Annotated in this window: 17 protein-coding genes and 1 tRNA gene; 4 read left to right on the forward strand and 14 right to left on the reverse strand. The window is 51.0% G+C overall.

Annotated features, from left to right (window positions below; genetic code table 11):
- Window positions 1-24: 24 nt before the first annotated feature.
- The 7 genes from putA to HK25_RS04590 form a co-directional block, all read right to left on the reverse strand.
- Complete coding sequence (gene putA, locus HK25_RS04560) at window positions 25-3,660, reverse strand: bifunctional proline dehydrogenase/L-glutamate gamma-semialdehyde dehydrogenase PutA (protein ID WP_086635460.1); 3,636 nt, start codon at window positions 3,658-3,660, stop codon at window positions 25-27.
- 551 nt (window positions 3,661-4,211) lie between these two features.
- Window positions 4,212-5,111 (reverse strand): S1/P1 nuclease, encoded by a 900-nt coding sequence (locus HK25_RS04565; RefSeq protein WP_086635461.1) that lies wholly within the window; start codon window positions 5,109-5,111, stop codon window positions 4,212-4,214.
- An 88-nt stretch (window positions 5,112-5,199) separates the two neighbouring features.
- Window positions 5,200-7,278 carry a phosphocholine-specific phospholipase C gene (locus HK25_RS04570; RefSeq protein ID WP_086635462.1) on the reverse strand — a complete coding sequence of 693 codons (2,079 nt, stop codon included), beginning with the start codon at window positions 7,276-7,278 and terminating at the stop codon, window positions 5,200-5,202.
- Window positions 7,279-7,379: 101 nt separating this feature from the next.
- Window positions 7,380-9,806: a TonB-dependent receptor gene (locus HK25_RS04575; RefSeq protein WP_369824729.1), complete on the reverse strand. Its 2,427-nt coding sequence runs from the start codon at window positions 9,804-9,806 to the stop codon at window positions 7,380-7,382.
- A gap of 828 nt (window positions 9,807-10,634) precedes the next feature.
- A tRNA-Gly gene (locus HK25_RS04580) sits at window positions 10,635-10,708 on the reverse strand.
- A gap of 71 nt (window positions 10,709-10,779) precedes the next feature.
- Window positions 10,780-12,165: a DNA repair protein RadA gene (radA, locus tag HK25_RS04585; RefSeq protein WP_086553670.1), complete on the reverse strand. Its 1,386-nt coding sequence runs from the start codon at window positions 12,163-12,165 to the stop codon at window positions 10,780-10,782.
- Between the two features lie 28 nt (window positions 12,166-12,193).
- Complete coding sequence (locus tag HK25_RS04590) at window positions 12,194-13,507, reverse strand: UDP-glucose/GDP-mannose dehydrogenase family protein (protein ID WP_086635464.1); 1,314 nt, start codon at window positions 13,505-13,507, stop codon at window positions 12,194-12,196.
- Window positions 13,508-13,813: 306 nt separating this feature from the next.
- On the opposite strand from HK25_RS04590, the gene HK25_RS04595 reads away from it, so the two are divergent.
- From HK25_RS04595 to HK25_RS13485, 3 genes are read left to right on the forward strand one after another with little or no spacing between them, the layout of a single operon-like run.
- On the forward strand, window positions 13,814-14,599 hold the full coding sequence (locus tag HK25_RS04595) for an ABC transporter permease (protein WP_086553668.1): 786 nt from the start codon (window positions 13,814-13,816) through the stop codon (window positions 14,597-14,599).
- Window positions 14,596-15,372: an ABC transporter ATP-binding protein gene (locus HK25_RS04600; protein ID WP_086553667.1), complete on the forward strand. Its 777-nt coding sequence runs from the start codon at window positions 14,596-14,598 to the stop codon at window positions 15,370-15,372. The genes HK25_RS04595 and HK25_RS04600 overlap by 4 nt, the downstream gene beginning before the upstream one ends.
- A 25-nt stretch (window positions 15,373-15,397) precedes the next feature.
- Complete coding sequence (locus HK25_RS13485) at window positions 15,398-15,532, forward strand: hypothetical protein (protein WP_255375955.1); 135 nt, start codon at window positions 15,398-15,400, stop codon at window positions 15,530-15,532.
- 45 nt (window positions 15,533-15,577) lie between these two features.
- On the opposite strand, the gene parC is transcribed toward HK25_RS13485, so the two are convergent.
- Window positions 15,578-17,785, reverse strand: coding sequence for a DNA topoisomerase IV subunit A (parC, locus tag HK25_RS04605; RefSeq protein WP_086553666.1), 2,208 nt, complete (start codon window positions 17,783-17,785; stop codon window positions 15,578-15,580).
- Window positions 17,786-17,959: 174 nt separating this feature from the next.
- On the opposite strand from parC, the gene HK25_RS04610 reads away from it, so the two are divergent.
- Window positions 17,960-18,919 carry an alpha/beta hydrolase gene (locus HK25_RS04610; RefSeq protein ID WP_086635465.1) on the forward strand — a complete coding sequence of 320 codons (960 nt, stop codon included), beginning with the start codon at window positions 17,960-17,962 and terminating at the stop codon, window positions 18,917-18,919.
- 3 nt (window positions 18,920-18,922) lie between these two features.
- On the opposite strand, the gene recO is transcribed toward HK25_RS04610, so the two are convergent.
- The 6 genes from recO to pabB all read right to left on the reverse strand — a co-directional run bounded on the left by recO (window position 18,923) and on the right by pabB (window position 25,110).
- Window positions 18,923-19,669, reverse strand: coding sequence for a DNA repair protein RecO (gene recO, locus HK25_RS04615; protein WP_233127695.1), 747 nt, complete (start codon window positions 19,667-19,669; stop codon window positions 18,923-18,925).
- A 63-nt stretch (window positions 19,670-19,732) separates the two neighbouring features.
- Window positions 19,733-20,638 (reverse strand): translation elongation factor Ts, encoded by a 906-nt coding sequence (tsf, locus tag HK25_RS04620; RefSeq protein ID WP_086553663.1) that lies wholly within the window; start codon window positions 20,636-20,638, stop codon window positions 19,733-19,735.
- A 132-nt stretch (window positions 20,639-20,770) separates the two neighbouring features.
- Window positions 20,771-21,547 carry a 30S ribosomal protein S2 gene (gene rpsB, locus HK25_RS04625; RefSeq protein ID WP_086553662.1) on the reverse strand — a complete coding sequence of 259 codons (777 nt, stop codon included), beginning with the start codon at window positions 21,545-21,547 and terminating at the stop codon, window positions 20,771-20,773.
- A 163-nt stretch (window positions 21,548-21,710) separates the two neighbouring features.
- Window positions 21,711-22,814: an aromatic ring-hydroxylating dioxygenase subunit alpha gene (locus tag HK25_RS04630; protein WP_086553661.1), complete on the reverse strand. Its 1,104-nt coding sequence runs from the start codon at window positions 22,812-22,814 to the stop codon at window positions 21,711-21,713.
- Between the two features lie 116 nt (window positions 22,815-22,930).
- Window positions 22,931-23,740 (reverse strand): aminotransferase class IV, encoded by an 810-nt coding sequence (locus HK25_RS04635; protein ID WP_086635467.1) that lies wholly within the window; start codon window positions 23,738-23,740, stop codon window positions 22,931-22,933.
- Window positions 23,737-25,110 (reverse strand): aminodeoxychorismate synthase component I, encoded by a 1,374-nt coding sequence (gene pabB, locus HK25_RS04640; RefSeq protein ID WP_086635468.1) that lies wholly within the window; start codon window positions 25,108-25,110, stop codon window positions 23,737-23,739. The genes HK25_RS04635 and pabB overlap by 4 nt, the downstream gene beginning before the upstream one ends.
- Window positions 25,111-25,118: the final 8 nt, after the last annotated feature.

Here is a 25,118-nt window from a genome sequence, read left to right on the forward strand (position 1 = left end):
TTTTCGTAAAAACAAACGGTCCGTTTAGCTCAGCGTCATGAGGCTGGCATTACCACCTGCGGCTGAAATATTAATACTGCGTGACTGCTCCTCAATAACGCACTCCGCATGAGGAAGTTCCTCTCCGGTAATCCATGCCGGAACAACCGGGCCATCCCCTTCAGCCAGTGCTGCACGTGCATAGGCAAACGCATCATCATCACGCTCACCCAGCAGCACAGCGCAGGGTTTTTCTGTAGCGCTGGCAACAAACGTAACTGCATTCTGAACAAGCAAAGGAAGAGTTGCGATCCAGCCCTCAATTGAGGCATCAGCCAGAAGCAAAACCGTATTCCCTCCTGAAAACGCCAGAGAGAGCTGGTTGTACAGTCCTTCTTTCGTGGCAGGAATACACAATACAGCGCCTCTGGGTGCCAGACGGTAGAGATTTTTTTCACCCACCGGCCCTGGGAGCATGCATTCACCATCGGCTACACCGCCTCGCCCAAGAACCAGAGCCTGCCCGGCAAGTTTTGTCTCTTTTTCAGCGATAAGCCAGTCTGTCCATGCCTGCATCACCACAGGTTTCTCACCAGAGAATGTCCATACCATCTCTGGCGACTGAGCAAGCAGACGGCGCAAAATCAATGGTCCACCAGCCTTCGGCCCGGTACCTGACAGGCCCTGCCCACCAAATGGCTGCACACCAACAACAGCACCAATCGTGTTACGGTTAACATAAAGATTACCCGCATGAATACGCGACAGCACGTGCTGCACTGTTGCTTCAATACGCGTATGTAAGCCAAAAGTGAGGCCATAACCGGTGGCGTTAATTTCGTTTAAAAGCTGATCAAGTGTATTTTGTTTATAACGCAGCACATGAAGCACAGGACCGAACACTTCGCCCCCCATCTCCTTCACAGCTTTTATTTCTACCAGGGTGGGTGGTACGAAATACCCTTCAGAGCAATGCTCAGGCACCGGCACAGAAAAAACCGATGCTCCCCTGGTACGAAATGCCTCAATATGGCGCGTAATATTCTCAGCAGCTTCTGCTGTAATCACGGGGCCAATATCGGTTGACAGATCAGCCGGATTACCAGGCCGGAGTTCATTCATTGCGCCACGTAACATGCCCAGAACATGGTCGGCACATTCCTCCTGCACACACAGCAGACGCAGTGCCGAGCAACGCTGCCCTGCACTGTCAAAAGCTGAAGCAATCACATCAGCCACAACCTGTTCAGCCAAAGCTGAACTATCGACAATCATGGCATTTTGCCCACCTGTCTCTGCAACAAACGGAACAGGCTGACCAGTATGTGTTCGTCTTTTTTCAAGCTGACGGTTAATCAGCTGTGCAACCGCAGTCGAACCGGTAAACATCACACCACTGACACGCTCATCAGCGACAAGTGCTGCGCCTGCATCCCCCTCCCCTGTCAGCAGTTGCAAGGCGGCCTGAGGCACACCGGCTTTATGCAAAATACTAACAGCAACAGCAGCAATCAAAGGAGTTTCTTCGGCTGGCTTGGCAAGAACAACATTACCAGCGGCAAGAGCCGCTGCAATCTGTCCGATAAAAATGGCCAGCGGGAAATTCCAGGGACTGATACAAACCACCACACCAAGTGGCTTATGTGTCGTATTGTCAAACTCGCGGCGAATAGTCGCACCGTAATAGCGCAGAAAATCAACAGCCTCACGCACTTCAGCCACGCCATTGGGAAGAGACTTTCCTGCCTCACGCGAAAGCAGAGAAAGCAGCTCATATCGCTGTGCCTCAAGCTGATCTGCGGCCTTATCAAAAATATCCGCCCGGTATGACGACGCCGTTGCAGCCCACTCAGCCTGTGCTGCCTGTGCTGCATCAACTGCTTTTGTCACCATAGCTGGCGTAGCTGACGCAACGACACCGACTTTATCACTGTGGCAGGCAGGATTAATGACAGGGCGCTCTTTACTTCTGACACGCTGCCTGAACACAACAGGAGCCGCTTTCCAGGTTTTTGGCGCCCCTTTCAAACCCGCAGCCAGACCAGATAAGACCCGGTCATCTGCCAGATCAAGCCCTGACGAGTTACGACGCTGAGGCGCAAACAGATCTGCCGGTTTGGAAATCTCCGGGTGTGGTGCGCCGTAAGGCTCAAAGCGCTGTGCCGTAACAATCGGGTCTTCAATCAAAGTGGCGACAGAAAGTGTGTCATCCCCCACCTGATTGACGAATGATGAATTTGCACCGTTTTCAAGCAAACGCCGTACCAGGTAAGCCAGCAATGTCTCATGCGTACCAACCGGCGCATAAATACGTACCGGACGCCTGAGCTCAGCTGAGCCGGTAATCTGCTTATAAAGAGGCTCTCCCATACCGTGCAAACACTGAAACTCGTATGATCCGGCTTCAAATTTTTTACCTGCCAGCGCATAAAGGCTACCAACAGTACGGGCATTATGTGTGGCAAATTGCGGAAAAACAGCATCTCGCGCATCAAGCAACTTACGCGCACAGGCGAGATAGCTGATATCTGTATGGCACTTACGCGTGTAAACAGGAAAATCAGACTGACCATCGATCTGTGCTTTTTTAATTTCACTGTCCCAGTAAGCACCTTTAACAAGCCTGATCATCAGCCTGTGTTCTGACCGCCGTGCAAGGTCAATCATAAAGTCAAGCACAAACGGACAGCGCTTGCCATAAGCCTGCACGACAAACCCGATACCATGCCAGCCTTTAAGCTCTGGCACATGACATAGCGCCTCAAGCAGATCGAGTGAAAGGTCAAGCCGCTCACTCTCTTCTGCATCAATGCTCACGCCAATATCATAGCCGCGGGCAAGCAGCACAAGCTCTTTCACAACCGGAAAAAGCTCAGCCATAACACGCTCATATTGCGCGCGAACATAACGCGGATGCAAAGCAGAAAGCTTAATAGAAATACCTGGCCGCTCATACACACCGCTGCCTTTTGCGCTGCGACCTATGGTGTGAATGGCATTAATATAATCCCTGCGATAGTGCTCTGCATCTTTTGCCGTAAAGGCTGCCTCACCAAGCATATCATAAGAATAAGCAAAGCCATTTTCTTCAAGCTCTGTGCTGTTTTCACGTGCCTGCTCAATGGTCTCGCCCAGCACAAACTGCTCACCCATAAGGCGCATAGCGGTATCGACAGCGCGACGAATAAGAGGCTTGCTGCTGCGCGACACCAGGTCAAGCAACGTATTTTTCAGATTTTTCTCATCACGCTTACCAACCAGCTCACCCGTAACAGCCAGCCCCCAGGCTGCTGCATTGGTAAATAGCGGGCGGTCACGCGAAATATGCGCCAGCCAGTCACCATTACCTATTTTATCTTCAATCAGGGCATCACGCGTAGCGGTATCGGGAATGCGCAACAGAGCCTCAGCCATACACATGAGGGCAATTCCCTCAGAAGAGGACAGGGAGAACTCCTGCACAAGCATTTCAACCAGCCCCGGGCGACGCTCTGCCCTGAGCGCCGTTGTAAGGCGGGTCGCCAGCTCAGCTGCGGTTTTTTGTTCTGCATCATTAAGGGTTGCCGCGGGTGTCAGGATTTTGACACACTCAGCTTCGGGCTTACGAAAAGACTGAATAATCGCTTTACGCAATGATGAACGAGAGGAAAATGCAGGCGCAGCTGTAACATGGTGAGGCATAAATTTTTTATTCCGTCATAAAATGCATTCAGACAGCCTGAAACTTCTCGTTATTTTTTTCAAGAGGCTCTTTTATTTTGTTTTGCAAGCAAAGCTTCTGTTAAGTTTAGTAAATCCTTAAACTATGCCTCTATATAGTTAATGATTTTTCTGAACAAAAAATGTTTTGTTAAAATACAGATGAAAGGCATAACATCAGATAGGTTTTTTGTAATATCTGGAAAAGTCAGAACAATTATATTTTTCTTACCATATGCATAAATTTAGACAGCGTTACGCCTTTCTGCCTTTAAGTTTTATGTAACGCCCGCCTGCTATCAGTGAGGAACAGTGCTCTCTGATTATTCCGTGCGTACGATGGCTAATAATTGCCATCTCAGCGACTTCTTCAGGCTCAGGAGTTTTTTGAAATACAAGGAGGAACTTTCAACGTGACTGCAGACTATGACAGACAGTGCGACGAAGCCACATAACTATGCTGATAACCCGATAGAGTCTGGCACGATTCATGGTTGTAATACCGCGCTATCAGACGCGGTATTACTACTGACTTAATGCGACAGCGCTTTATTTAAAATAGCGGCCAGTCGAACTCCGGCCTGTTGCAGGCGAAGCTCCATAATCGGCCATGTCAATTCGGTATAGGTCTTGCCAACATCAGCTCCCTTACTGGCAGGCAGCGCAGCATAAGCCACAGTACGGGCCAGGGAATGACTCTCGTTAGCCCAGCTAACGCTGGCATCATGAATATCTCCGCTATCCAGATCCTGCACCCAGTATTTCGTCTCATCAGGTGTGATCTGAGCGCCAAGACGATCCGCCTCCTGCTTCGCGCGAACGGGGTCAATGCTATAGAATGGGCCAACATGCAGGTTCGCCTGATGATCTATCACCCCCTCATCCCACAGAGAGTGGAGGTTCATGTGACCATTGGCATTGTTTCCGAAATAAGTAAGGTGAATTGCATTGCCACCCATGTCCTTATTGCGCTCAGCAGCATGCAGCGGCTGATGGATATCCCCCGCAAGGTGAACTATCCACTTCAGTGCAACCAGACGCTCCTGAGGTGACGCATGCGTATCGGCAAGGATTCTGACCTCCTCGGGGAGTTTTTCCACGACGCAGGCATGGTCCGGGCAGTCACGGACCTGATCATAGACTGAGTGGGACACGTCTATATCGACATAATGCCATTTCAGCGTTTTGGGTGCTCCTCCTTTGTTCTCCGGAATATGGCCAATCGTGTCGGGCCAGGAGGCAACCTGATCGAGTGTCTGATGATCTTCAAGAGCGAGTAGCGCAGTTACGGTCTTTTCAGCTTGAGGTGTCAGATGCTCCTGCGCGATATCCGCTACGATCGCATGCCCATACGGCCCCCAGGCGAATGCGCTGGAAGAAAAGGCAAGTGTGCCTGCACCGATCAGAGATGCACAAAAAAAACGAAATTTCATTGGAATCCTGACTGCCTGATTCTGGCAATAATACAGATATGTAATGTTAAGTTTACAAAGCTGAGAAAGTTACTGAGACCCGACATAGTTAACCTGAGATTACCCCCATAGCCGGATCTGTAATGCTTATGCGTCCTGTCTCGACATGGCCGGCCAGACGAATTTCATTACGGTCCTCACCCTCCGTTATTACCGTCAGATCATACCAGTGATGACTATTCGCGAGGTTAACAGGCAAGCTGGAAGAGCTCTGACCCGGAACATCAAAGCTGCGGTCTGCTGCACCATAAGCATTATCCCGGAGTAAAAGACGCTTAGAAACTGCTCCGCTATTAACAGCTTTAAGAATGAGGCTACCGGTAGCGGCATCATGACAGGCCGTAAGGCTCATGGTCGTCGCGTCAGGAACGTAAAAATACCGTGCAAAACCATTAGGACCCAGAACGGTAATCTTGTGACTATCACCCTGCTGCACAGACCATACGTCCTGCAAAGCTTTGCCTGCCCCGATTGTATAGCGGCGAGGCGTCTCATGCGTAGTATCACGATAAACATAAAGACACGCAGCCTGCTTACCGTCATTACGCATATTCAGGGTCAGAACACCCGGAGCAGAAGGAACGAGATCAGCAGTCAGGTCATAAGGTAATGGTCTGGCCAGACGCACACCTGTTTCCTGACGTCCCATATCCTCAATACGGCTTTGATGAGGGACAATAACGGCGGGAAGTTTGCAGGATGCATCAGCTATTTTTCGATAAGCGGTGGTATCGGGCAGTGGTGGCAGCACAGTACGTTTGCGTGTAAAATCAAACGCGCCTGTCAGATCACCGCAAATGGCACGACGCCAGGGGGTAATATTAGGTTCTTTTACGCCAAAGCGTGCCTCAATGAAGCGAATAACTGACGTATGATCAAAAACTTCTGAGCTGACAAAACCACCTGTGCTCCAGGGAGAAATGATAAAGGCCGGCACGCGCGGGCCCAGACCGAAAGGCAGCATATCTGCGGTCTGGCTTTCCGGGCGAAAAGCCGCGACACGGTCATGAATTTCCCCTGTTGTATCAACCGTGCTTTTTCCTGGCAGCACAGGTGTTGGCGGCTGAGGCGGCGGCATATGATCAAAATAACCATCATTCTCGTCATACATAACCAGAAAAACAGTTCTGGCCCATACTTCAGGATTAGCCGTTAACGCATCTAACGTACGAGAAATGAATGTTGCACCATAACCTGGTGTCCAGCGAGGATGTTCGGAATAAGCTGCCGGCGGCAAAACCCACGAGACCTGAGGCAAGCGATCAGCCAGCACATCCTGCCGCAGATTATCGAGTGTCCGGGCAGTCATAGCCCGCTCATACAAAGGGGAACCCTGTGGCGCATCAACAAAATTACGAAAATTCATCAGTACGTTTGTACCGAAATTACCATTTTCAATATCAGAGACTGACATGCTTTGCTGATAGATACGCCAGTCAATACCTGCGTCCTGCAGGCGCTCAGGGTAAGTCGTCCATGAGAAAGGTGCTGCCACATTCGGATAAAAAGGACGGTCGACCCAGTCTCTGTTATCAAGCACCGGCCCTCCGCCTGTTCCCGCCGGGTCAACCATACCCGTCATCAGGTAGTAGCGATTAGGATGTGTCTGAGTAGGAGTAGAGCAAAACCAGTGATCACAGACTGTAAACGCATCAGCCAGTGCATAATGAAAAGGGATATCATCGCGGGTGTAATAACCCATCGTCATATCTGTCTTATAACGTGGCCACTGGTTATTCCAGCCCTTGTTAATTGCTGCGTGCGTTGGCGTCCAGCTGTGATCAAGATCCATGACACATTGCGCGCTGGTTGTTTGTGTTGGCAGGTGAAAAGGCGTAATCCAGCCATCTGCTGATTTATGACGCTGCTGCCACCAGACCGGAAAACCTTCCGGACCGTGCACAACATGTCGGTCTCCATACCCACGCACCCCTGATAAATGACCCAGGTAGTGGTCAAACGACCGGTTCTCCTGCATCAGAATAACAATATGCCGAACGTCGCTGATTGTTCCGCTTTCGCGTCGTGCCGGGATTGCACGTGCACGCTGAATTGACGGAAGCAAACCAGACAGTGAAAGACCCGCACCAGCGGTCAGCAGGCTTCTGCGATAAATGTCAGAGGACAATGATGACGTTTCCTCATGCTGCGCATCGAATTGACAATAGTCAGGGAGATAGTGAAAGAAAATCCGCCTCATGCAGCAGGCGGATATCTCACTGAAGAATTTTAAAAATCTGCGCTGAACGTCCCGAGAACAGAGAACGGGCTGGCGATCAGATAACTTGTGCTCTGGCCTGCAATTTTAGAACCAAAGACACCGGTTGTGGCTTTCGCGTTCGTAGCAGCACCATTAACAAAACCCAGATAATGGTTGTTCGCGATATTCATCAGGTTCAGCTTAAGTGTTGGATGTTTAAGAAAACCAAAGTTTTTAAAGCGATAACCTGCAGATATATTCATACGAACATAACCTGGAATCTTCAGGTCATTTGTGAACGTCGCATACTGCGAACCAGTATATTTCAGACTAAACCCTGAAAAGAAATTACCGTCATCATAATCGAGGTTAAAACCAACCTGATATTTAGCCGTCTGAGGGGCAAATTTACCCTTAGAATGAACATAGTCACTGGTACTGCCACTGCTGGCAGCCAGATTATTATCAGTGCGGGCGTCAACATACTCAAAAGACGCATACGGGCGGAAATTATGAAACGGACGTGTTCCAATTTCAGCATCCACACCCGAAGCATGCATACCACCACCATTAATACTGGTTGTATAATAGCTGCCATTCGGCTGAGTAATAACCTGTGTATAAAGACGATTTGTAAAGTTATAATGGAAAAACGTAATGGAGCTCATTATAGTTGCTCCCTGATAACGCCATCCTGCTTCTTCAGAAATCGAATATTCCGTTTTCTGGTTTGGGTTCGCTTTGGTAGAATAGCCAGAACCTGGATAATATGACCCGGAATCATATAGGGAACTGTTCATAGGAATACGGAAGTTTGTTGTTACAGAAGCAAAAAACTGATTTTCACTATTCACTTTATAACGAACAGAAAAAGCCGGGAGAGGTTGCTGCCAGGAACCATTGATATGAGATCCTGTCGATGTGTCTGGCAGACCATTATATCCCTGACGTTTAACAAAGGTATATTTAAGGCCCGCTTCAATGTTTAATTTATTATTAAGCAATGAAAGACTGTCAGCTAAAAAAAGTGTATGAATACGTGTTTGTGTTAACGTATCACGATATTCAGCCGTCACACCGTTTGATAATACGAGGTTAGGTCCCCCTCCCCATAAATCAAGCGCCCGCCCCGTCTCCGGGTTAATAAGGCTATAAGGGCCTGTCTGACGCTGTTTTGAATATTCAAACCAGTAGCCGGCTTCAAGACGGTTTATTCCGGTGTGCAAAGTCAGTTTGGTGACAGAGCCTGGACGGTAGGTTTGCGTGTTTGAAGGATTATACAAAAGCATCGACTTGGTATTAGATGCATTGTAATTTCCAAGAGACGCTGACATTTTTTCAGCGCCATACTGATAATTCTGAAAACTGGTGCTATAGGCCCCACCACCATTTCCGTTTCCGTACCAGAAATACGGTGTTTCTGTCAGAGTGATTTTATCAGACAACCTGAAAGTCGAAGGAGCCGATGCGTAAATGTTGGTAAACGGATTTCTGTGTAGCTGGTAATAATTTCCACTCGGACTGTCGGGGTTCCATTTCGACTCATAGACGTTATTCTTGATCATACTGTTGACCAGAGAGTTGTAACCCTTACCGGTGTTCATGGCGTTCATATCAGCTGCGGTGGTTACTCTCGTAGATGGAAAAAGCACCCCTGAAGAATGATTACCAATAATACTCAGTGAAACGACGTTGCCATTACCCCATTTGTTGACCCATTTGGTTTCTCCATGCATTTTATTGGAACTACCCGGGCCTCTCCACATATCCTCTGCAGCCTGAGAGAAAGACACAAAACCTCGCAGGTTTGTGTGACCAACATAGCCTGTATCCACACGACCAAAAATACGACGCATATTATATGAGCCATACGACCCGACGAGCTTACCACCAAAATGGTTCGCCGGATCGCGGAGATACATATCTACAGCACCGCCGGTTGCAGAAATATGCGGGCTATCGAGATCTGCAGAACCCTGTTCCACGTTGATACTACGCAAGTTTTCTGCATCCACAATTTCCTGCGGGTACACAGCATAACTGCCAATATCGTTAATGGGAAAACCCTCAAGCGTGAAACCTATCTGCTGAGATGTCAGACCGCGCATTGTCATATTGCCACCGGTCATGCCCAGAGGGTCCTGGTCTGACGTATTAACACCGGGGAGCAATGCAATGAGCTGCATTGGGTTTGACCCGTTTGCCTGCTTCTCAATGAATTCCTGCGTGACGGTAGAGCGGGATTTAGGTGCATCTTCCTTAATCATCAGGCCAGCAGCAACCTGACGATGATGTGCTCCAAAAACAGAAATTTGCTCTTCCGATACGTCTGTGGGTGACGTTGCCCCCATCATACTCGGAGCATTATCTTTTGGCTTATGATGTGAGCCGTTAGATGAGTGTGTTGTAGTTTTTGCTAAAGGTTTACTCCAGGCATGTACTGGCGCGTAGTACATGAACGATATAGTTGATGTGGACAGAAGCAGACATCTGAGCTTTTTCATAGTTCTTATAGGTTTCACGTTTAACCTTTATCCGCACATCTGTTTTAGAGAATTTCAGAGGGTTTTACCCGCAGACTTTAAAATTGTGTGTTAAGGTTGTGAGACAATTTGAAGACAATACTTATGCTGTCACGCCAGCTCAGTTGTGATAGCTGCTGAGGGATCAAAGCCTGTGCAGTAAGTTACTGCCTCTCTGAAAAGATGCAGTATTAGTGTAGCGTTATTATGTCGTATGAAATGATATGCCGGTGGAGCCATAGACCAGGCTCTGCTTATGCTGCCTTTGCGAAAGCGAAAATAAGTGATGCTGACACTTCGCACTCATGGCAGGTGTCAGCTTTTTATCTCAGTGTTCTTTAAAGTTCGCCATCTCTTTATCCGGCCTGCCGGGATATCGTATAAAAATTCACAAAAATACTTTATTTTATAAAAAGATTTACAAATAATTTTATAAACATAAAAACCTGATCGGGCACTTCATCTGAACGCTTAAAACAATTTAAACGTATCGAGATGACCGACAAAACAGACAAAAACTTCAGTGCCATGATCTATCTCGCAGCAGCCGTGATTAACGCACGGTAAATCGCTGAAAGTCTGTCCCGGCAGTATTATCGCTCCCTGGACATAAAACTATTTCTCAATTTTTCTTTAATCAGCGCTTCTGCGCGGCAGATTATAACGCACTGTGCCGGTACCCTGATACTCTCACAGATGATCCTCCTAATAGCAGGAGAGCACTGTCGGTTATATATTTTTAAGGAGGGAGATAATTGAGTCTGGAGCGGATGAGGGGAATCGAACCCCCGTATGCAGCTTGGGAAGCTGCCGTTCTACCATTGAACTACATCCGCATCTGACTATGGCCTCTATACGCTTAGAGCGTTTTTCTGGCAACCATCCAATATATTTTTTCTAAACTCCTTTACTCTTCAGGTATACCGCCGGTCAGGTCCGATAAATGGCCAATTTCACGCAGGGTCAAACCTTCAGGCGGCTTGCTGCGGGCACTCCCTCTGGCAACACGCCGGGGCAGTGCTGCCTGGTCAAAACCAAGCTTTACGGCTTCTTTTAAACGAGCGTCAGCCTGTGACACCTGGCGCACTTCGCCTGACAACCCGACTTCACCAAAATAAACATCGCCTGAACTGGTCGGCACCCCGCTCGCAGCAGAAACAAGTGCCGCTGCCACGGCAAGGTCAGCTGCAGGCTCTGTCACTCTCAGACCACCTGCCACATTAAGGTAAACATCCATACCCGCCAGCTTCAGCCCGCAACGCGTCTCAAGCACGGCGAGCAACATAGAAAGCCGGCCACTATCCCACCCAACAACAGCCCGGCGAGGTGCACCATCGCCCGACTTAGGAGAAAGCAGAGCCTGCACCTCAAGCAAAACCGGGCGCGAACCCTCAAGCCCTGCAAAAATAGCTGACCCTGCAATGTTGCCGCGACGTTCAGCCAGGAACAAAGCCGAAGGGTTACTGACCTCCTCCAGTCCACGATCAGTCATCGCAAAAACGCCAATTTCATCTGTTGCACCAAAGCGATTTTTGGCCGCACGTAAAATACGAAACTGGTGCCCGCGATCTCCTTCAAAATAAAGCACCGCGTCAACCATGTGCTCAAGCACACGCGGGCCTGCAAGAGCGCCCTCTTTCGTCACGTGCCCGACCAGAATAAGGCTGAAACCCCGCCGCTTCGCCAGGCGGATCAGCTCAAACGCACAGGCCCGCACCTGAGAGACTGTGCCTGGTGCACTATCAACCGTTTCAAGCCACATCGTCTGAATTGAATCGATCACCACGACTTTAACATCTGGCTCAGCTTCAAGCGTGGCCACAATGTCTGTCACGTTAATTGATGCTGCAAGGTCAAGAGACGCTGACCCCACCCCCAGCCTGAGCGCACGCAGGCGAATCTGATCTGCCGCCTCCTCACCCGAGATATACAATACCCGTGACCCGCTTTCTGCCAGGCGACAGGCAGCCTGCAACAACAGGGTTGATTTACCTATACCCGGGTCTCCCCCTACCAGCACAGCAGAGGCCGGCACCAGCCCGCCCCCCAGAACGCGGTCAAGCTCTTCGATACTGGTTTTAATACGTGGCGGCGGCTGAGCGATACCACTTAACCCTTCAAGCTTAATGCGGCGCCCCCGCGTTGACGGCCGTGCAGAAGAAGCTGCCAGAGGTTCAATCTGCTCCTCTTCAAGCGTATTCCACTCCTCACAACCTTCGCACTGCCCGATCCATTTCGGGTGCACAACGCCACAGCTGCGACACACAAAACGACGTGAAGGTTTTTTTGCCACAGCCGACTCTCCTTACCGCATCATACGCTCACAGGCGCCCAACAGAATCATAACGAAGCCCGGCAGTTCGTATGGCAGCGGGGTCGAAAATATTGCGTAAATCAATAACGACGCCGTTCTTCATCCGCTGTGCCAGTTCGGCTGGCACAAGTGCGCGAAACTCATTCCATTCTGTCAGCAACACCAGTGCATCAGCATTTTCAGCTGTGCTGAGTGCATCCTCACAATATATCACCCCTGCAGGCAAAAGCGGGCGAGCCACATTCATAGCAACCGGGTCATAGGCACGAATAACTGCGCCAGCTTCTGCCAGTCGGTGCAATACAGGCAGTGAGGGAGATTCACGCATATCATCTGTCTCAGGCTTAAAAGTCAGCCCGAGAACAGCAATCGTTTTACCTGACACTGAACCACCACACAAAGCGGCAATGCGCCCGGCTATGCCAGCCTTACGGGCTTCATTAACCAGCACTGTGGTTTCAACCAGGCGACAGGCACTCTGCGCCTCCTGCGCGATGCGTGACAACGCCAGAGTATCTTTAGGAAAACATGAACCGCCATAACCAGGGCCTGGGTTTAAAAACTCACGGCCAATACGCCTGTCCAGCCCCATGCCATCGGCAAGGTCCTCTACACTGGCGCCTAATTTTTCACACAGATCTGCCATTTCGTTAATAAACGAAATCTTCATCGCGAGGAAAGAATTAGAGGCATATTTGGTCAGCTCAGCGGTTTCAATACCGGTGAATAAAAGTGTTGCACCAGTGTGAGAGATTTTGTTGTATACATTGCGCAGCACCGCCTCAGCACGGCCATCGGTACGCGTTTTTTCCTGATCAAGGCCGATAATCACACGATCAGGCCGCATAAAGTCCCCGATTGCATTACCTTCACGCAAAAATTCAGGGTTGGAAGCCACATCAAAATCAGCATCAGGGCGGGTTTCACGGATAATAGCCGCAATACGCCGGCTTGTGCCCACCGGTACGGTCGATTTTGTCACGACAACCGTATAGCCTGTCAGCGCATGAGCAATCTGACGGGCTGCGGCATGAACATACTGCAGGTCGGCTGCGCCGTCGCCATTTCTGGGTGGTGTACCAACAGCGATAAATACCGCATCAGCGCCTGTTACGGCGTGAGCAATATCATCACCGAATGTCAGGCGGCCAGCCTGCGTGTTTGATGCCACAAGCGCATCAAGACCCGGCTCATAAATAGGAATTTCTCCATTACGCAGGGCATGCAGACGCTGAGGGTTTGTTTCAACAATAGCAACATGCACGCCAAATTCGGCAAAACATGCACCTGATACCAGTCCGACATACCCGCCGCCTATCATAGCTATGCGCACTCAAACTCTCCTGCTGTATAGTCCTGTGCTGAAATCCTGCCTTCACCTGCCGGGGCAAAAGAAAAAACAGAATAGCAGACATTATTACCACTACAGATGCCCTTCATCATCACGCTCTGCAATGGGGGGTGAACGGATGATGCGTCTGAGCTGACATTTTATCGGGCAACCCGGCGGCTACTCAGCGATCTCATCATAAAAAAATATTTCAGACTTTGACGCCTCGCCCGTATCAGGCTACGGCTTAACATCACGATTTATAAAAGCACTTAACCAGGATGATAAACCGGGCAGATGGATAGCTTGCTCTCTCTTGTAGCCAGACTGGGCCGGACAACCCTTGATCTGATTCGCGCAGCCGGGTCTCTGGCTTTGTTCGCTCTTGAAGGGTTGTCGCACATCTTTCGCCCACCCTTTTACGGACGTGTGTTTTTCAGCACCTTTCAGGAGACCGGGTTCTTCTCCCTGCCTGTTGTCGCCCTGACCGCGCTTTTTTCAGGTGGGGTTATTGCTTTGCAGTCCTACACAGGATTTGCGCAATACCATGCACAAAATGCTATTGCCGGCATTGTCGTGCTGGCCGTGACCCGCGAGCTGGGACCTGTGCTGGCCGGCCTGATGGTAGCCGGGCGCGTGGGGGCAGCCATTGCTGCACAGCTGGGCACCATGCGTGTCACTGACCAGATTGATGCACTGAGCACACTCTCAACCCATCCGATGAAATATCTGGTGGCACCACGCCTTCTCGCAGGGCTGGTGGCTCTGCCTCTGCTGGTGTTTATTGCCGATATTCTGGGTGTAGCCGGCGGCTTTACTGTCTGTGTTATGAAGCTGGGCTTTTCACCTCATGCCTATATCACGGCAACGCTCAACTCGCTCAAAATAGCAGATGTCACCGTAGGGCTGGTCAAAGCAGCACTGTTTGGTTTTCTGATCTCACTGATGGGCTGCTATTACGGTTATAACAGCAAAGGCGGCGCTGAAGGCGTTGGTTCAGCCACAACAGCAGCTGTTGTTACCGCTTCGATTCTGCTCCTGGCCTTTGATTATCTTCTGACGGATCTGTTCTTCTCACAATGACCAGCACCACTCCCAGAATCCGCATTCGCGACCTGCACAAATCCTTCGGTTCCAGAACCGTTCTGGATGGCATTACTTTTGATGTTCCTGCCGGAATGTCTCTTGTCATTATTGGCGGTTCGGGCAGTGGCAAGTCAGTGCTGCTGCGCTGTATTCTCGGGCTTATCACCCCGGATTCCGGCAGTATTGAAATCAACGGGGAAGATATTGTCGCAGCCTCTGAGCAACGCCGTGAAAAACTACGCGGCGAAATTGGCATGCTGTTTCAGAATGCTGCTCTGTTTGACAGTCTGCCCGTCTGGGAAAACGTGACCTTTGGCCTGCTGGCACAAAAGCGCATTAAACGTGCTGACGCCCGCCAGAAAGCAGCCTCAGTTCTGGCTCAGGTGGGGCTTGATGAGTCGGTTTGTGACCTCTACCCCTCTGAACTGTCAGGCGGCATGCAAAAGCGCGTTGGCCTTGCACGGGCTATCGCGGCACAACCTGAAATTCTGTTCTTTGATGAGCCTACAACAGGCCTTGACCCTATTATGGGCGCTATTATCGACGGGCTTATTGTCGATTGCGTAAAAACACTCGGTTCAACCGCTATCGCCATTACCCACGACATGGCTTCGGCCCAGCGCATTGGTGATCAGGCCGCTATGCTTTATAAAGGCAGGATGGTCTGGCAGGGTGCAGCCACATCTCTCATGAACAGCGGCAATCCGCTTGTTGACCAGTTTACCCATGGCCGGCGCGAAGGCCCGATTTCTATGGAACTCCGTAAATAACCCCTCTGAACAGAGACCCCGGACTATGAGACATGTTATCTTACTACTGATCTGTGCTGTAACGCTCTCAGCCTGTTCAGAAGAACCCAAAAAACTGACCACACCCGCTCAGTGGCAGAAGTACGGCTACCACGACCACCTGATGCAAAATAACAAATAACCGCATCCCCCCGGCTTACAAAACCGGGGGGGGGTGATTTGTCGGTCACCCTTTTTTCATGGCCCATGCCGGTGCAGTTTTACCGACTGCAGCGCGACGACCTGCCCACTCCTGCAGGTCAGACCACTGGCGCACGCGCACCGTACCAGGCCACAACAACCCACCCTCTGACGAGAAAACTATAGCCTGACGCAGGCGTGCATCAGAATATTTCTGCAAAGCAACACCAAGGCCACGCGCCATAACAGGCAACTGTTCTGCCGGGAAAATCAGAAAACGCCTGTTATCACCAATAACTGCGACCTGATCGCCCTCAGCCGGGTTACACAGCAAAGCACGCTCACCTGGTTTTAGGTTGAGCACCTGGCGGCCTGAGCGCTTCTCAGCCACCATACTCTCCTCTTCAACCAGCATACCGCGCCCGACATCTGAGGCGACAAGGCGTTTACCGCCTGCTTTCACAGCAAAAACAGCAATCAGCTCTTCATCATTTGGCAGGTCAAACAATAATCTGAGAGGCTGACCATCGCCACGGCCCCGTGGCAGATCAGCCGCTTTCACGGTGAAAGCTTTTCCGTCCGTTGCAAAGAAGCAGATTTTATCAGTCGTGTAACAGGGGATTGTCAGCCTGAGGGCATCACCCTCTTTGAACTTCTGATTTTCAGCATCAATATTATGGCCTTTAACCGTACGCACCCAGCCCTGCTGCGACAGTATCAGCGTAACAGCCTCACGTTCAACCGCATCAACGACAGAAATATCAACCGGCTCAGGCGCTGAAAGAAGAGTACTGCGACGCTCACCCAGGCGACCTTTACCAAACTGTACACTCATCTCACGCAGTTCACGCTCAATACGTTTCCAGCGCAGACCGGCATCAGCCAGCAACTCTTCAAGGGCTGCACGCTCTGCAGAGAGTTTATCATGCTCTTTGCGAATCTCGACCTCTTCAAGCCGTCGGAGACTGCGCAGACGCATGTTTAAAACAGCTTCAACCTGAATATCAGTCAGAGAGAAAGTGCGAATAAGGCAGTCACGTGCATCATCTTCTTCACGGATGATACGAATGACTTCATCAAGGTTAAGGTAAACTGCGAGAAAACCAGAAAGAATTTCAAGACGGCGTGCAACCGCATCAAGACGATGCTGACTGCGACGCTCCATCACCTCATGACGGTGGTCAAGCCAGGCCTGCAAAACCTCCTTCAGCCCCAGAACCCCCGGAGTACGGTTAGCGCCAAGTACATTCATGTTCAGGCCAAAGCGGCTTTCAAGCTGCGTGGCACGAAACAATGTTTCCATCAGCACTTCAGGCTCAATACCGCGTGTTTTTGGCTCAAGTACCAGACGGATCACGTCGGTACTTTCATCACGGATATCACCCAGAAGCGGGAGTTTTTTCTGCTCGAGCAAATCAGCCATCTGTTCGATAAGCCGGGATTTCTGCACCTGATAAGGAATTTCAGTGACGATAATCTGCCATGTGCCAAAACGCCCCTGCTCCACCTCCCAGCGGGCACGCATACGAAAACTGCCACGGCCTGTTTCATAGGCCTTCAGAATAGCCGCTTCATCTTCCACAATCAGGCCACCGGTCGGAAAGTCCGGCCCGGGCAGATACGCCATTAGCTCCTGCGTGGTACAGCCTGGTTTTTTGACCAGAAAAGCCGCTGCTTTACAGACCTCAGCAGCGTTATGGGGCGGAATACTGGTTGCCATACCCACAGCAATACCAGAAGCACCATTGGCTAAGAGATTAGGAAAGGCACCGGGGAGGACAACGGGCTCCTGCTCCTCACCATCATAGGTCGGGCGGAAATCAACAGCATTTTCTTCAACCCCCTCAAGCAATGCACTTGCAACTTCGGTCAGGCGAGCCTCGGTGTATCGCATTGCCGCAGCGTTATCACCATCAACCGAGCCAAAATTACCCTGCCCTTCTACCAGGGGGTAACGGGCTGCAAAATCCTGCGCCAGACGTACGAGAGCCTCGTAAACCGAAGCATCACCATGAGGGTGGTATTTACCGATAACGTCACCCACAACACGGGCGCATTTTTTAAAGCCCGCAGAGGGATCAAGCTTAAGCTGATACATGGCATATACCAGGCGACGGTGAACCGGCTTAAGGCCATCGCGCACATCGGGCAGCGAACGCGACATAATAGTAGAGAGCGCATAGGACAGATACCGCTTGCTCAGAGCATCGGTCAGTCTGGTCTCTTCTACGCAGCCTTCAACAGTTTCGCTCATCTTACACTCCCTGACACAATGCCACCTTTAACCCATGATCAGACATAGCGGCTGAACCTCTTTTGTTCTACCCCCGCACTGGGCAGCAACAGCAAATTACTCTGCTCTTTCTATTTCTGGCGTGACTGATACACATATAGGTCTGTTCTGCGTTTCAGATACAAGGCTTTTGCTATGACCTCTATAACGCGTCGTAAAATTCTGAGCACCACAGCCTCAGCTGCTCTGGCCTATGCCCTTCTGTTACCACATGCGAAAGCTGCACCGATGCTGAACGACAGCACAACTTTTCCGTTATGGCCCGAACGTCCCCCCGGTGGTCAGGGTCCGGATTCATCCGGCCCTTTTATTTCTTCACGCGGGGCATACTCGAAAATATCTGTACCAACACTCACCGTCTATCAGCCTGAGCACCCCAACGGCACGGCGATAATTATCGCCGCAGGCGGAGGATACCACTACATTGCCACAGGTAAAGAGGCTATACCTGCGGCCCGCTGGCTGAACTCTCTGGGCATTACGGCTTTTATTCTGACCTATCGCCTGCCTGAAGAAGGGTGGAATGAAGGCGGCCTCCCCCCTTTTCAGGATGCACAACGCGCTATCAGGCTGGTTAAATATAAGGCCGCCACATGGCATATCGACCCTGATAAAGTTGGCCTTATGGGTTTTTCGGCGGGCGGGCACCTCATGGGCATGTGCGCCAGCCGACCTGACTGGCAAACCTATCAGCCTGTGGACCAGGCTGATTCTCTCCCGCTTAACGTGCAGTTTGCCATGCTGGCCTATCCGGTTGTGACTCTGAAGCCTCCCTATAATAAAACACGCACCCACCGCTCTCTGGCTGGCAGGGACCCAACACCAGAGAAAGAAAAAGCATGGTCAGTCGAGACATACATAACCGATAAAGCCCCACCTTTTTTTCTGATACAGGCGGCTGATGACCGCATTGCAAACCCTGCCAACACCGCAATATTACAGCAGGCCTGCCTGGCGCATCATGTGCCCGTAACCCGTTATTTATTTGAAAAAGGGGGCCATGGTTTTGGTATGAACGTACCACAGGGCGGCACACCCTGGCCGGAGCTTGCTCAGAAATGGTTAGAAGAGAATCATTTCCTCGATAAGAAGTAATTCTTAATGAGTGCTATCAATATTTATATTATGCTCACTCTCTTTTTTTAACCTGGCACTCAGTCGTTCACGTACCGCAGGCATAAACACATGACGCTGGCCATAAACGTGGCGAGCCAGAAAATACCCGGTCAGACGCAGCCCGTCATACCATTCTGCATGAGAGCCGGTCTCCTCCTCATGCAATAAAAAAGAGGGTAAAGGCAGCAGCTTATTTTTCCACTCGCCTGCGCCTTCCTCTGTCACAGCACACCCTGTACGTGGTGAGACACAGGATAAACCCGTCACGGCGCCTGTTACAGCACAACGAGACAAGTCCAGACCGAAACCAAGCTCTGTCAGCACCACAAGCTCCCAGCGCACATAATGCGCCAGAGCTGTTTGCTCAGCCTGCACAGGGTCACTTCCCAAAGCCGTCAGTATTTCAAGAGTTTTAATGAAAAGCAGCGAAGACGGTTCATATTCCGGCAAGGCGGTGTCAAGAATAGCACATACTGCCTGCATAACCGATAAAGCCAGTGGCTGCTCAAGCAGACGAAAGGCGCAGCTATAAAGGAGCTCACCCGACACGCGGGGCATAGAAGCCGGACCAGAAACCTGAAAGCGGGCTTTAATAATTGTACCAGGCTGCCACACAGCCCGACCAGCACGCGAGCGTGCCCCAAACACCATGCCATGAACCAGACCGTGCTCTTCGGTCATCACATGAACACGCGCTCCCGCCTCCCCCACAGGGGTAACAGAAAGCACAAGGGCGGGAATCTCCTCCTCTCCGAAGGAAATCCCGCCCCTGTTCGTCATCTCAGCAATAGCTCAGACGCCAGATACTTTTGCAACTTCAGCCGCAAAATCATCTTCTTCTTTGTCAATGCCTTCACCGAGGTGGAAGCGATCGAAACCAGCAAGTTTAACACCGGCTTTTTCGACAACGGCCTTAACGCGGCTTTCACCGTCATGCACCCATACCTGCTCAAGAAGAACAACTTCTTCATAGAACTTACGGATACGACCTTCGATCATTTTCTCAATAATCGCTTCAGGCTTACCTGAATCTCTGGCCTGCTCAACCAGAACAGCGCGCTCACGCTCAACTTCTTCAGGGTTCAGGCTTGAAACATCAAGAGAAGATGGACGGGTTGCAGCAACGTGCATACCAATCTGACGACCCAGCTGCAGCACAGCTTCATCAGCAGATGGTGCTTCGAGAGCAGCCAGAACACCAATTTTACCAAGGCCAGGGCGCAGCGCACCATGAACATAAGTAGCAACAACGCCTGAAGGCACAGTGAAAACACGTGCACGACGCAGAGACATGTTCTCGCCGATGGTAGCGATCAGATGTGTCAGTTCGTCAGCAACTGTGCGCCCGGTGTCGAGAACAGCAGCCTTAATCGCTTCAAGGTCTTCACCAACTTTAAGCGCAACTTTAGCTACGCTTTCAACAAAGTTCTGGAAAGCTTCGTTACGGGCTACGAAATCGGTTTCAGCATTCACTTCAACCATAGCGGCTTTTTTGTCTTCTGACGCAACGCCAACCAGACCTTCAGCAGCTGTACGGCCAGATTTTTTAGCAGCAGCAGCAAGACCCTTGGTGCGCAGCCAGTCGATTGCGGCTTCAACTTCACCGTTTGATTCGTTGAGGGCTTTTTTGCAGTCCATCATGCCTGCGCCAGTTTTTTCGCGCAGTTCTTTGACCAGTGCAGCGGTAATAGCCGCCATATCAGAATCTCCTTAAAAACCGGCAACGCGCCCTGCATGGGGCGCGTACCGCATCATCTGCCTGCAGGTACAGGCACACATTCACCCTGAGGCAGGCGAGGCAAAATGCCCCGCGCTGCGCTCTATCAGGCTTCAGCTGGCGGCTGGAGTTGCTTCAGCAACCAGAGCAGCTTCAACTGGCAGTTCTTCAGCAGCACCGAGGTCCTGACCAGAAGCACCCAGCTCTGCAGAAATACCATCGAGAACAGCAGAAGAAACCAGGTCGCAATACAGAGAAATTGCGCGAATGGCGTCATCGTTACCCGGAACAGGGAACGTAACACCTTTCGGGTCAGAGTTACTGTCGAGAACAGCAACAACCGGGATACCCAGTTTGTTTGCTTCTTCAACAGCCAGCTTCTCTTTGTTGGTGTCGATGATGAACAGGATGTCAGGCAGACCGCCCATTTCCTTAATACCGCCCAGTGAACGCTCGAGCTTGTCACGATCGCGGGTCAGCTCAAGAATTTCTTTTTTGGTCAGACCAGCTGTGCCGGTTTCGAGCATTTCCTCGATCTGACGCAGGCGCTTAATAGAACCTGTGATGGTCTTCCAGTTGGTGAGCATACCGCCGAGCCAGCGGTGGTTCACATAATACTGACCGCAACGTTTTGCTGCTTCAGCAACAGGCTGAGCTGCTGCACGCTTGGTGCCAACGAAAAGAACGCGGCCACCGCCAGCAACTGTGTTACGAACAGCCTGGAGTGCACGGTCAAGCAGACCAACAGTCTGCTGCAGGTCGATGATGTGAACCTGGTTACGTACCCCAAACAGGTACGGCGCCATACGTGGGTTCCAGCGACGTGTGTGGTGACCGAAGTGAACGCCAGCTTCAAGGAGCTGACGGAGTGTGAAATCAGGCATCGCCATGGGGCGTCAATCCTACCATTCTGGTTAATCCTCCGCGAAGCTTGCCCCGCCATTCTGGCAGGACACCAGAGGTGCAAGGCCTCGCGTGTGTCGTCCTGGCACCGGCCAGGCTGTGCCGATATGACAAGATTCTGGCGGTCATGCAAGGTAAAAAGCCAGAGTCTCAGCCTTTTTGTACAGGTTTAGCCATCTTATTAGGCACACCACACCGGGCAAGCAGACCACGCAGCGCCTTAACTGTGGGGAAAACTTCAATGTTGCGGTCCCCCCCCAGCTCACGCCAGGCTTTCTGCTCAAGCTCTACAATTTCACGGTCTTCTTCGAAAATACGGTGCGTGAAAAGCCCCAGAACGGGCCAGGCCAGATCAAGCAAAAACCCCCATTTCGGTTTTTTTACTGACAACAAACCAAAAGCCTGCGTGCCCTGCTGGTCAGCACCCAGCGGCACATAACAGGCCCACAGATCCATAATCAGATCACCATCTTTATCGTGGATCTGAAGTGTCTGATACGGATAGGTTGTACGTATCGACACAACCTCCTCAACAGGCTGCTCGCGCCCCTGAAGATCTTTATGGCGGCCAAAAATCAACGCCTCAGCCAGTGGCTGCTCACCACCTTTCCGGGCAAAACTGTACCGGGCCTCCTGAAAGTTCTCCCCTTTATCCTGCCCGAGAAAACGCGCTGTAATAGAGCCCATCTGCCGCCGGTGCAAAAACTGATGATTCATATCCATCAGATTTTCATGCATAAAGGTATAATGACATTTCAGGCGCGGGCTGAACTGGCGGGTTTTATAATCAGGATTACCCACCTGTGCCACGCCAGGCAGCGGCACACTGTCTGCCAGTGCAGGGTCACCCGGGAAAATGAAAATCAGGCCACCTTTTTCACGGCAGGGGAAAGAGCGAACCGGTCGTCCAACGCCTTCACGGTTAAGATAAGGCACCGTTACGCACTGACCGTCACTATCAAATGACCAGCCATGATAGCAGCATTTGATACAGTTTTTTTCGACAACACCTTTGCTCAGGGGCACCTGTCGATGAGCACAACGATCTTCCAGTGCATAAACCGGCCCGCTTTCAGGGCGGATAAGCGCAACAGGATAACCAGCATATCGTGCAGCAAATGCCTTGCCACGTCTGACCTTGTGCGACCAGGCTACAGGGTACCAGAAGTCAGGGTCACAATCGATCTGGCGCAGATCGTATTCTGGTTTTCTGTCCTGATCGTCTTTCTGGCTTTTCGAAGCTTCCATCAACATGGCCCACGAATCCTTTCACATAACGGGGAGCAGGCTACACCCGCTATACAGCCTGATACAAATTTTCCGGCAGGCTGAAATGCATAAAAATTACCGAAAAAACAGGACAAATTTTGTCATGTTATTAACGATAGTTCCTTACATACTCTATAAAATCCGTTTCTGTCCTGCCTGAGAGGCATACCATCCAGGCTTGTCACACAACGCAGGCTCAGCGCGTTGACCAGATAAACAGCATCAGCCTGGATCAGATCCTCTCTCGTCAGAACGACATCATCCAGTAAACCCTTCTGACGCAGCACAGCACAGGCCACCCCTGGCAAAGCGCCTTCTTTCTGTGATGGTGTCAGAAACCGCCCGGCTTTTTGTACCAGCACAGAGCTGACTGTTGTTTCAGCAACACGGCCTTTTGTGTTCAAAATCAGGGCATCCCCCGCCCGGGCCTTTATCGCCTCCTGCCGTGCCAGAATGGAAGGCAGGTAATTCAGTGTCTTAAACTGACACAACACGGAAAGTTCATCCTGGCGTACCAGCTGGCTGGTTATCAGTGTCACATCAGCAGGAACAGAAGCGCCCTCTGAGGCGGTCATAAAGACTGTCGGCTGTGACTGTGCAGGCGGCGCAATCCCCCTTGGGCCGGCACCTCGTGTAACCGTCAGACGCGCTGACCCCTGCTCAATATTCAGCGCTCCAAGTAATGATGCCGCTGCCTGTTCAACGACATCCTGCTCTGGCACTGGCAGAGCAAGCACCGTACTGCCTGCCTGAAGGCGCGCCATGTGCAGCCCGATATGTAAGAGTTTCCCCTTATCTACCCTGAATGTTTCAAAAAGTCCGTCACCGAGGGTCAGACCACGGTCTGCCACTGATACATAAGCCTTATCAGCCGGGCACAAAGCGCCATTCAGCCAGACAACACCCTTCACGGTTCAGCCCCAAACAACGCGAGTAACGGCCTGAGCTTAAGGCGCATTTCTTCATATTCCGTCTCAGGGTCAGACAAAATGGTAATACCACCACCGGCTGAAACATGCAGGCGGTTACGGTGCCTGACCAGAGTGCGGATAATAACAGAACTATCAAGACGACCATCTACCCCGATCTGCAAAACAGCGCCGCAATAAGCACCTCGTGCACCGGCTTCAATCTCATCAATAATCTGCATAGCCCGATGTTTAGGTGCACCGGTAACCGAACCAGGCGGTAATGTTGCCTGCAACAGATCAAACACATCCTGATCAGGGTTAAGCTGAGCCCGCACTTCAGAAACCAGGTGATGCACATGCTCAAACCGCTCTACCTGCATCAGATCCGGCACATGCACACTTCCTGTCTGTGCAACACGCCCGATATCATTGCGCATCAGGTCAACGATCATCAGGTTTTCAGCACGTTCTTTTTCATTTTCTGAAAGAGCGTTAGCCAGCGCGATATCCTGCTGAGCATCCCGCCCGCGCGGTGCTGTCCCTTTAATCGGGCGGGTACTGACCTCACCCTGCGTGCTAACCTGCAAAAAACGCTCAGGCGATGTTGAATGCAGCGCATAATTGTGGCCACACCGTAAATAAGCACCAAAAGGCGCCGGGGCCTGACGGCGCAGGGCGCTGTATAAAGCGACATCAGAAAAATTTTCAGGCAAAGAGGCACTATAACGCCCGGTTACATTAACCTGAAAAATATCACCCGCGGCAATATAGTTACGCGCCTGCATGACAGCCATACAATAGCCACTGCGCGGCCTGTCTGCTTCAAAAGCAAGACGAGGCAGAGCCGGCACAACAGGCACCTCTGAAGAAAGCTCTGCCCAGGCCGTATGAAAACGTGCCTGAAGGCCAGCCTGCTGCCAGCCTGACATATCATCGCGACAAAACCCGGCAACATAAGCGCGCTTTTCCTGCCGATCCCAGAGAACTGCGTGATTATAAAGCGCAAAAGCCGCCTGTGGTTCAGCATCATCAATATGACGTGTCGCTATTTTTTCCTGCTGCATGCCACAGCCATACCCGGCAAAACCTATAAAGCCACCGTAAAATGGCAGATTTAAAGGCTTTTTACACCCCTTTGCCAGTACAGGCATAAAGTGACGCAGGCGTTTAAATACACTGGCAGAACCAGCTTCATCGCCAGCAGGAACGATAAAAGCATGTTCGGGATCAATGCATAAAATCTGCCAGCGGCTGCGCTCTCCCTCCGGGCCGCCACTATCAAGGAAAGCACACCAGGGCCTCTCCCCCCAGGCAGCGAAAACAGCTTCCGGGTCTTTCCATGGCAGAAGCTGCGCCCATAACTGCACCATGCTGAGCC

The sequence above is a fragment of the Acetobacter sp. DsW_059 genome (assembly GCF_002153695.1).
In the GTDB taxonomy this organism is placed as follows: Bacteria; Pseudomonadota; Alphaproteobacteria; order Acetobacterales; family Acetobacteraceae; genus Acetobacter; species Acetobacter thailandicus.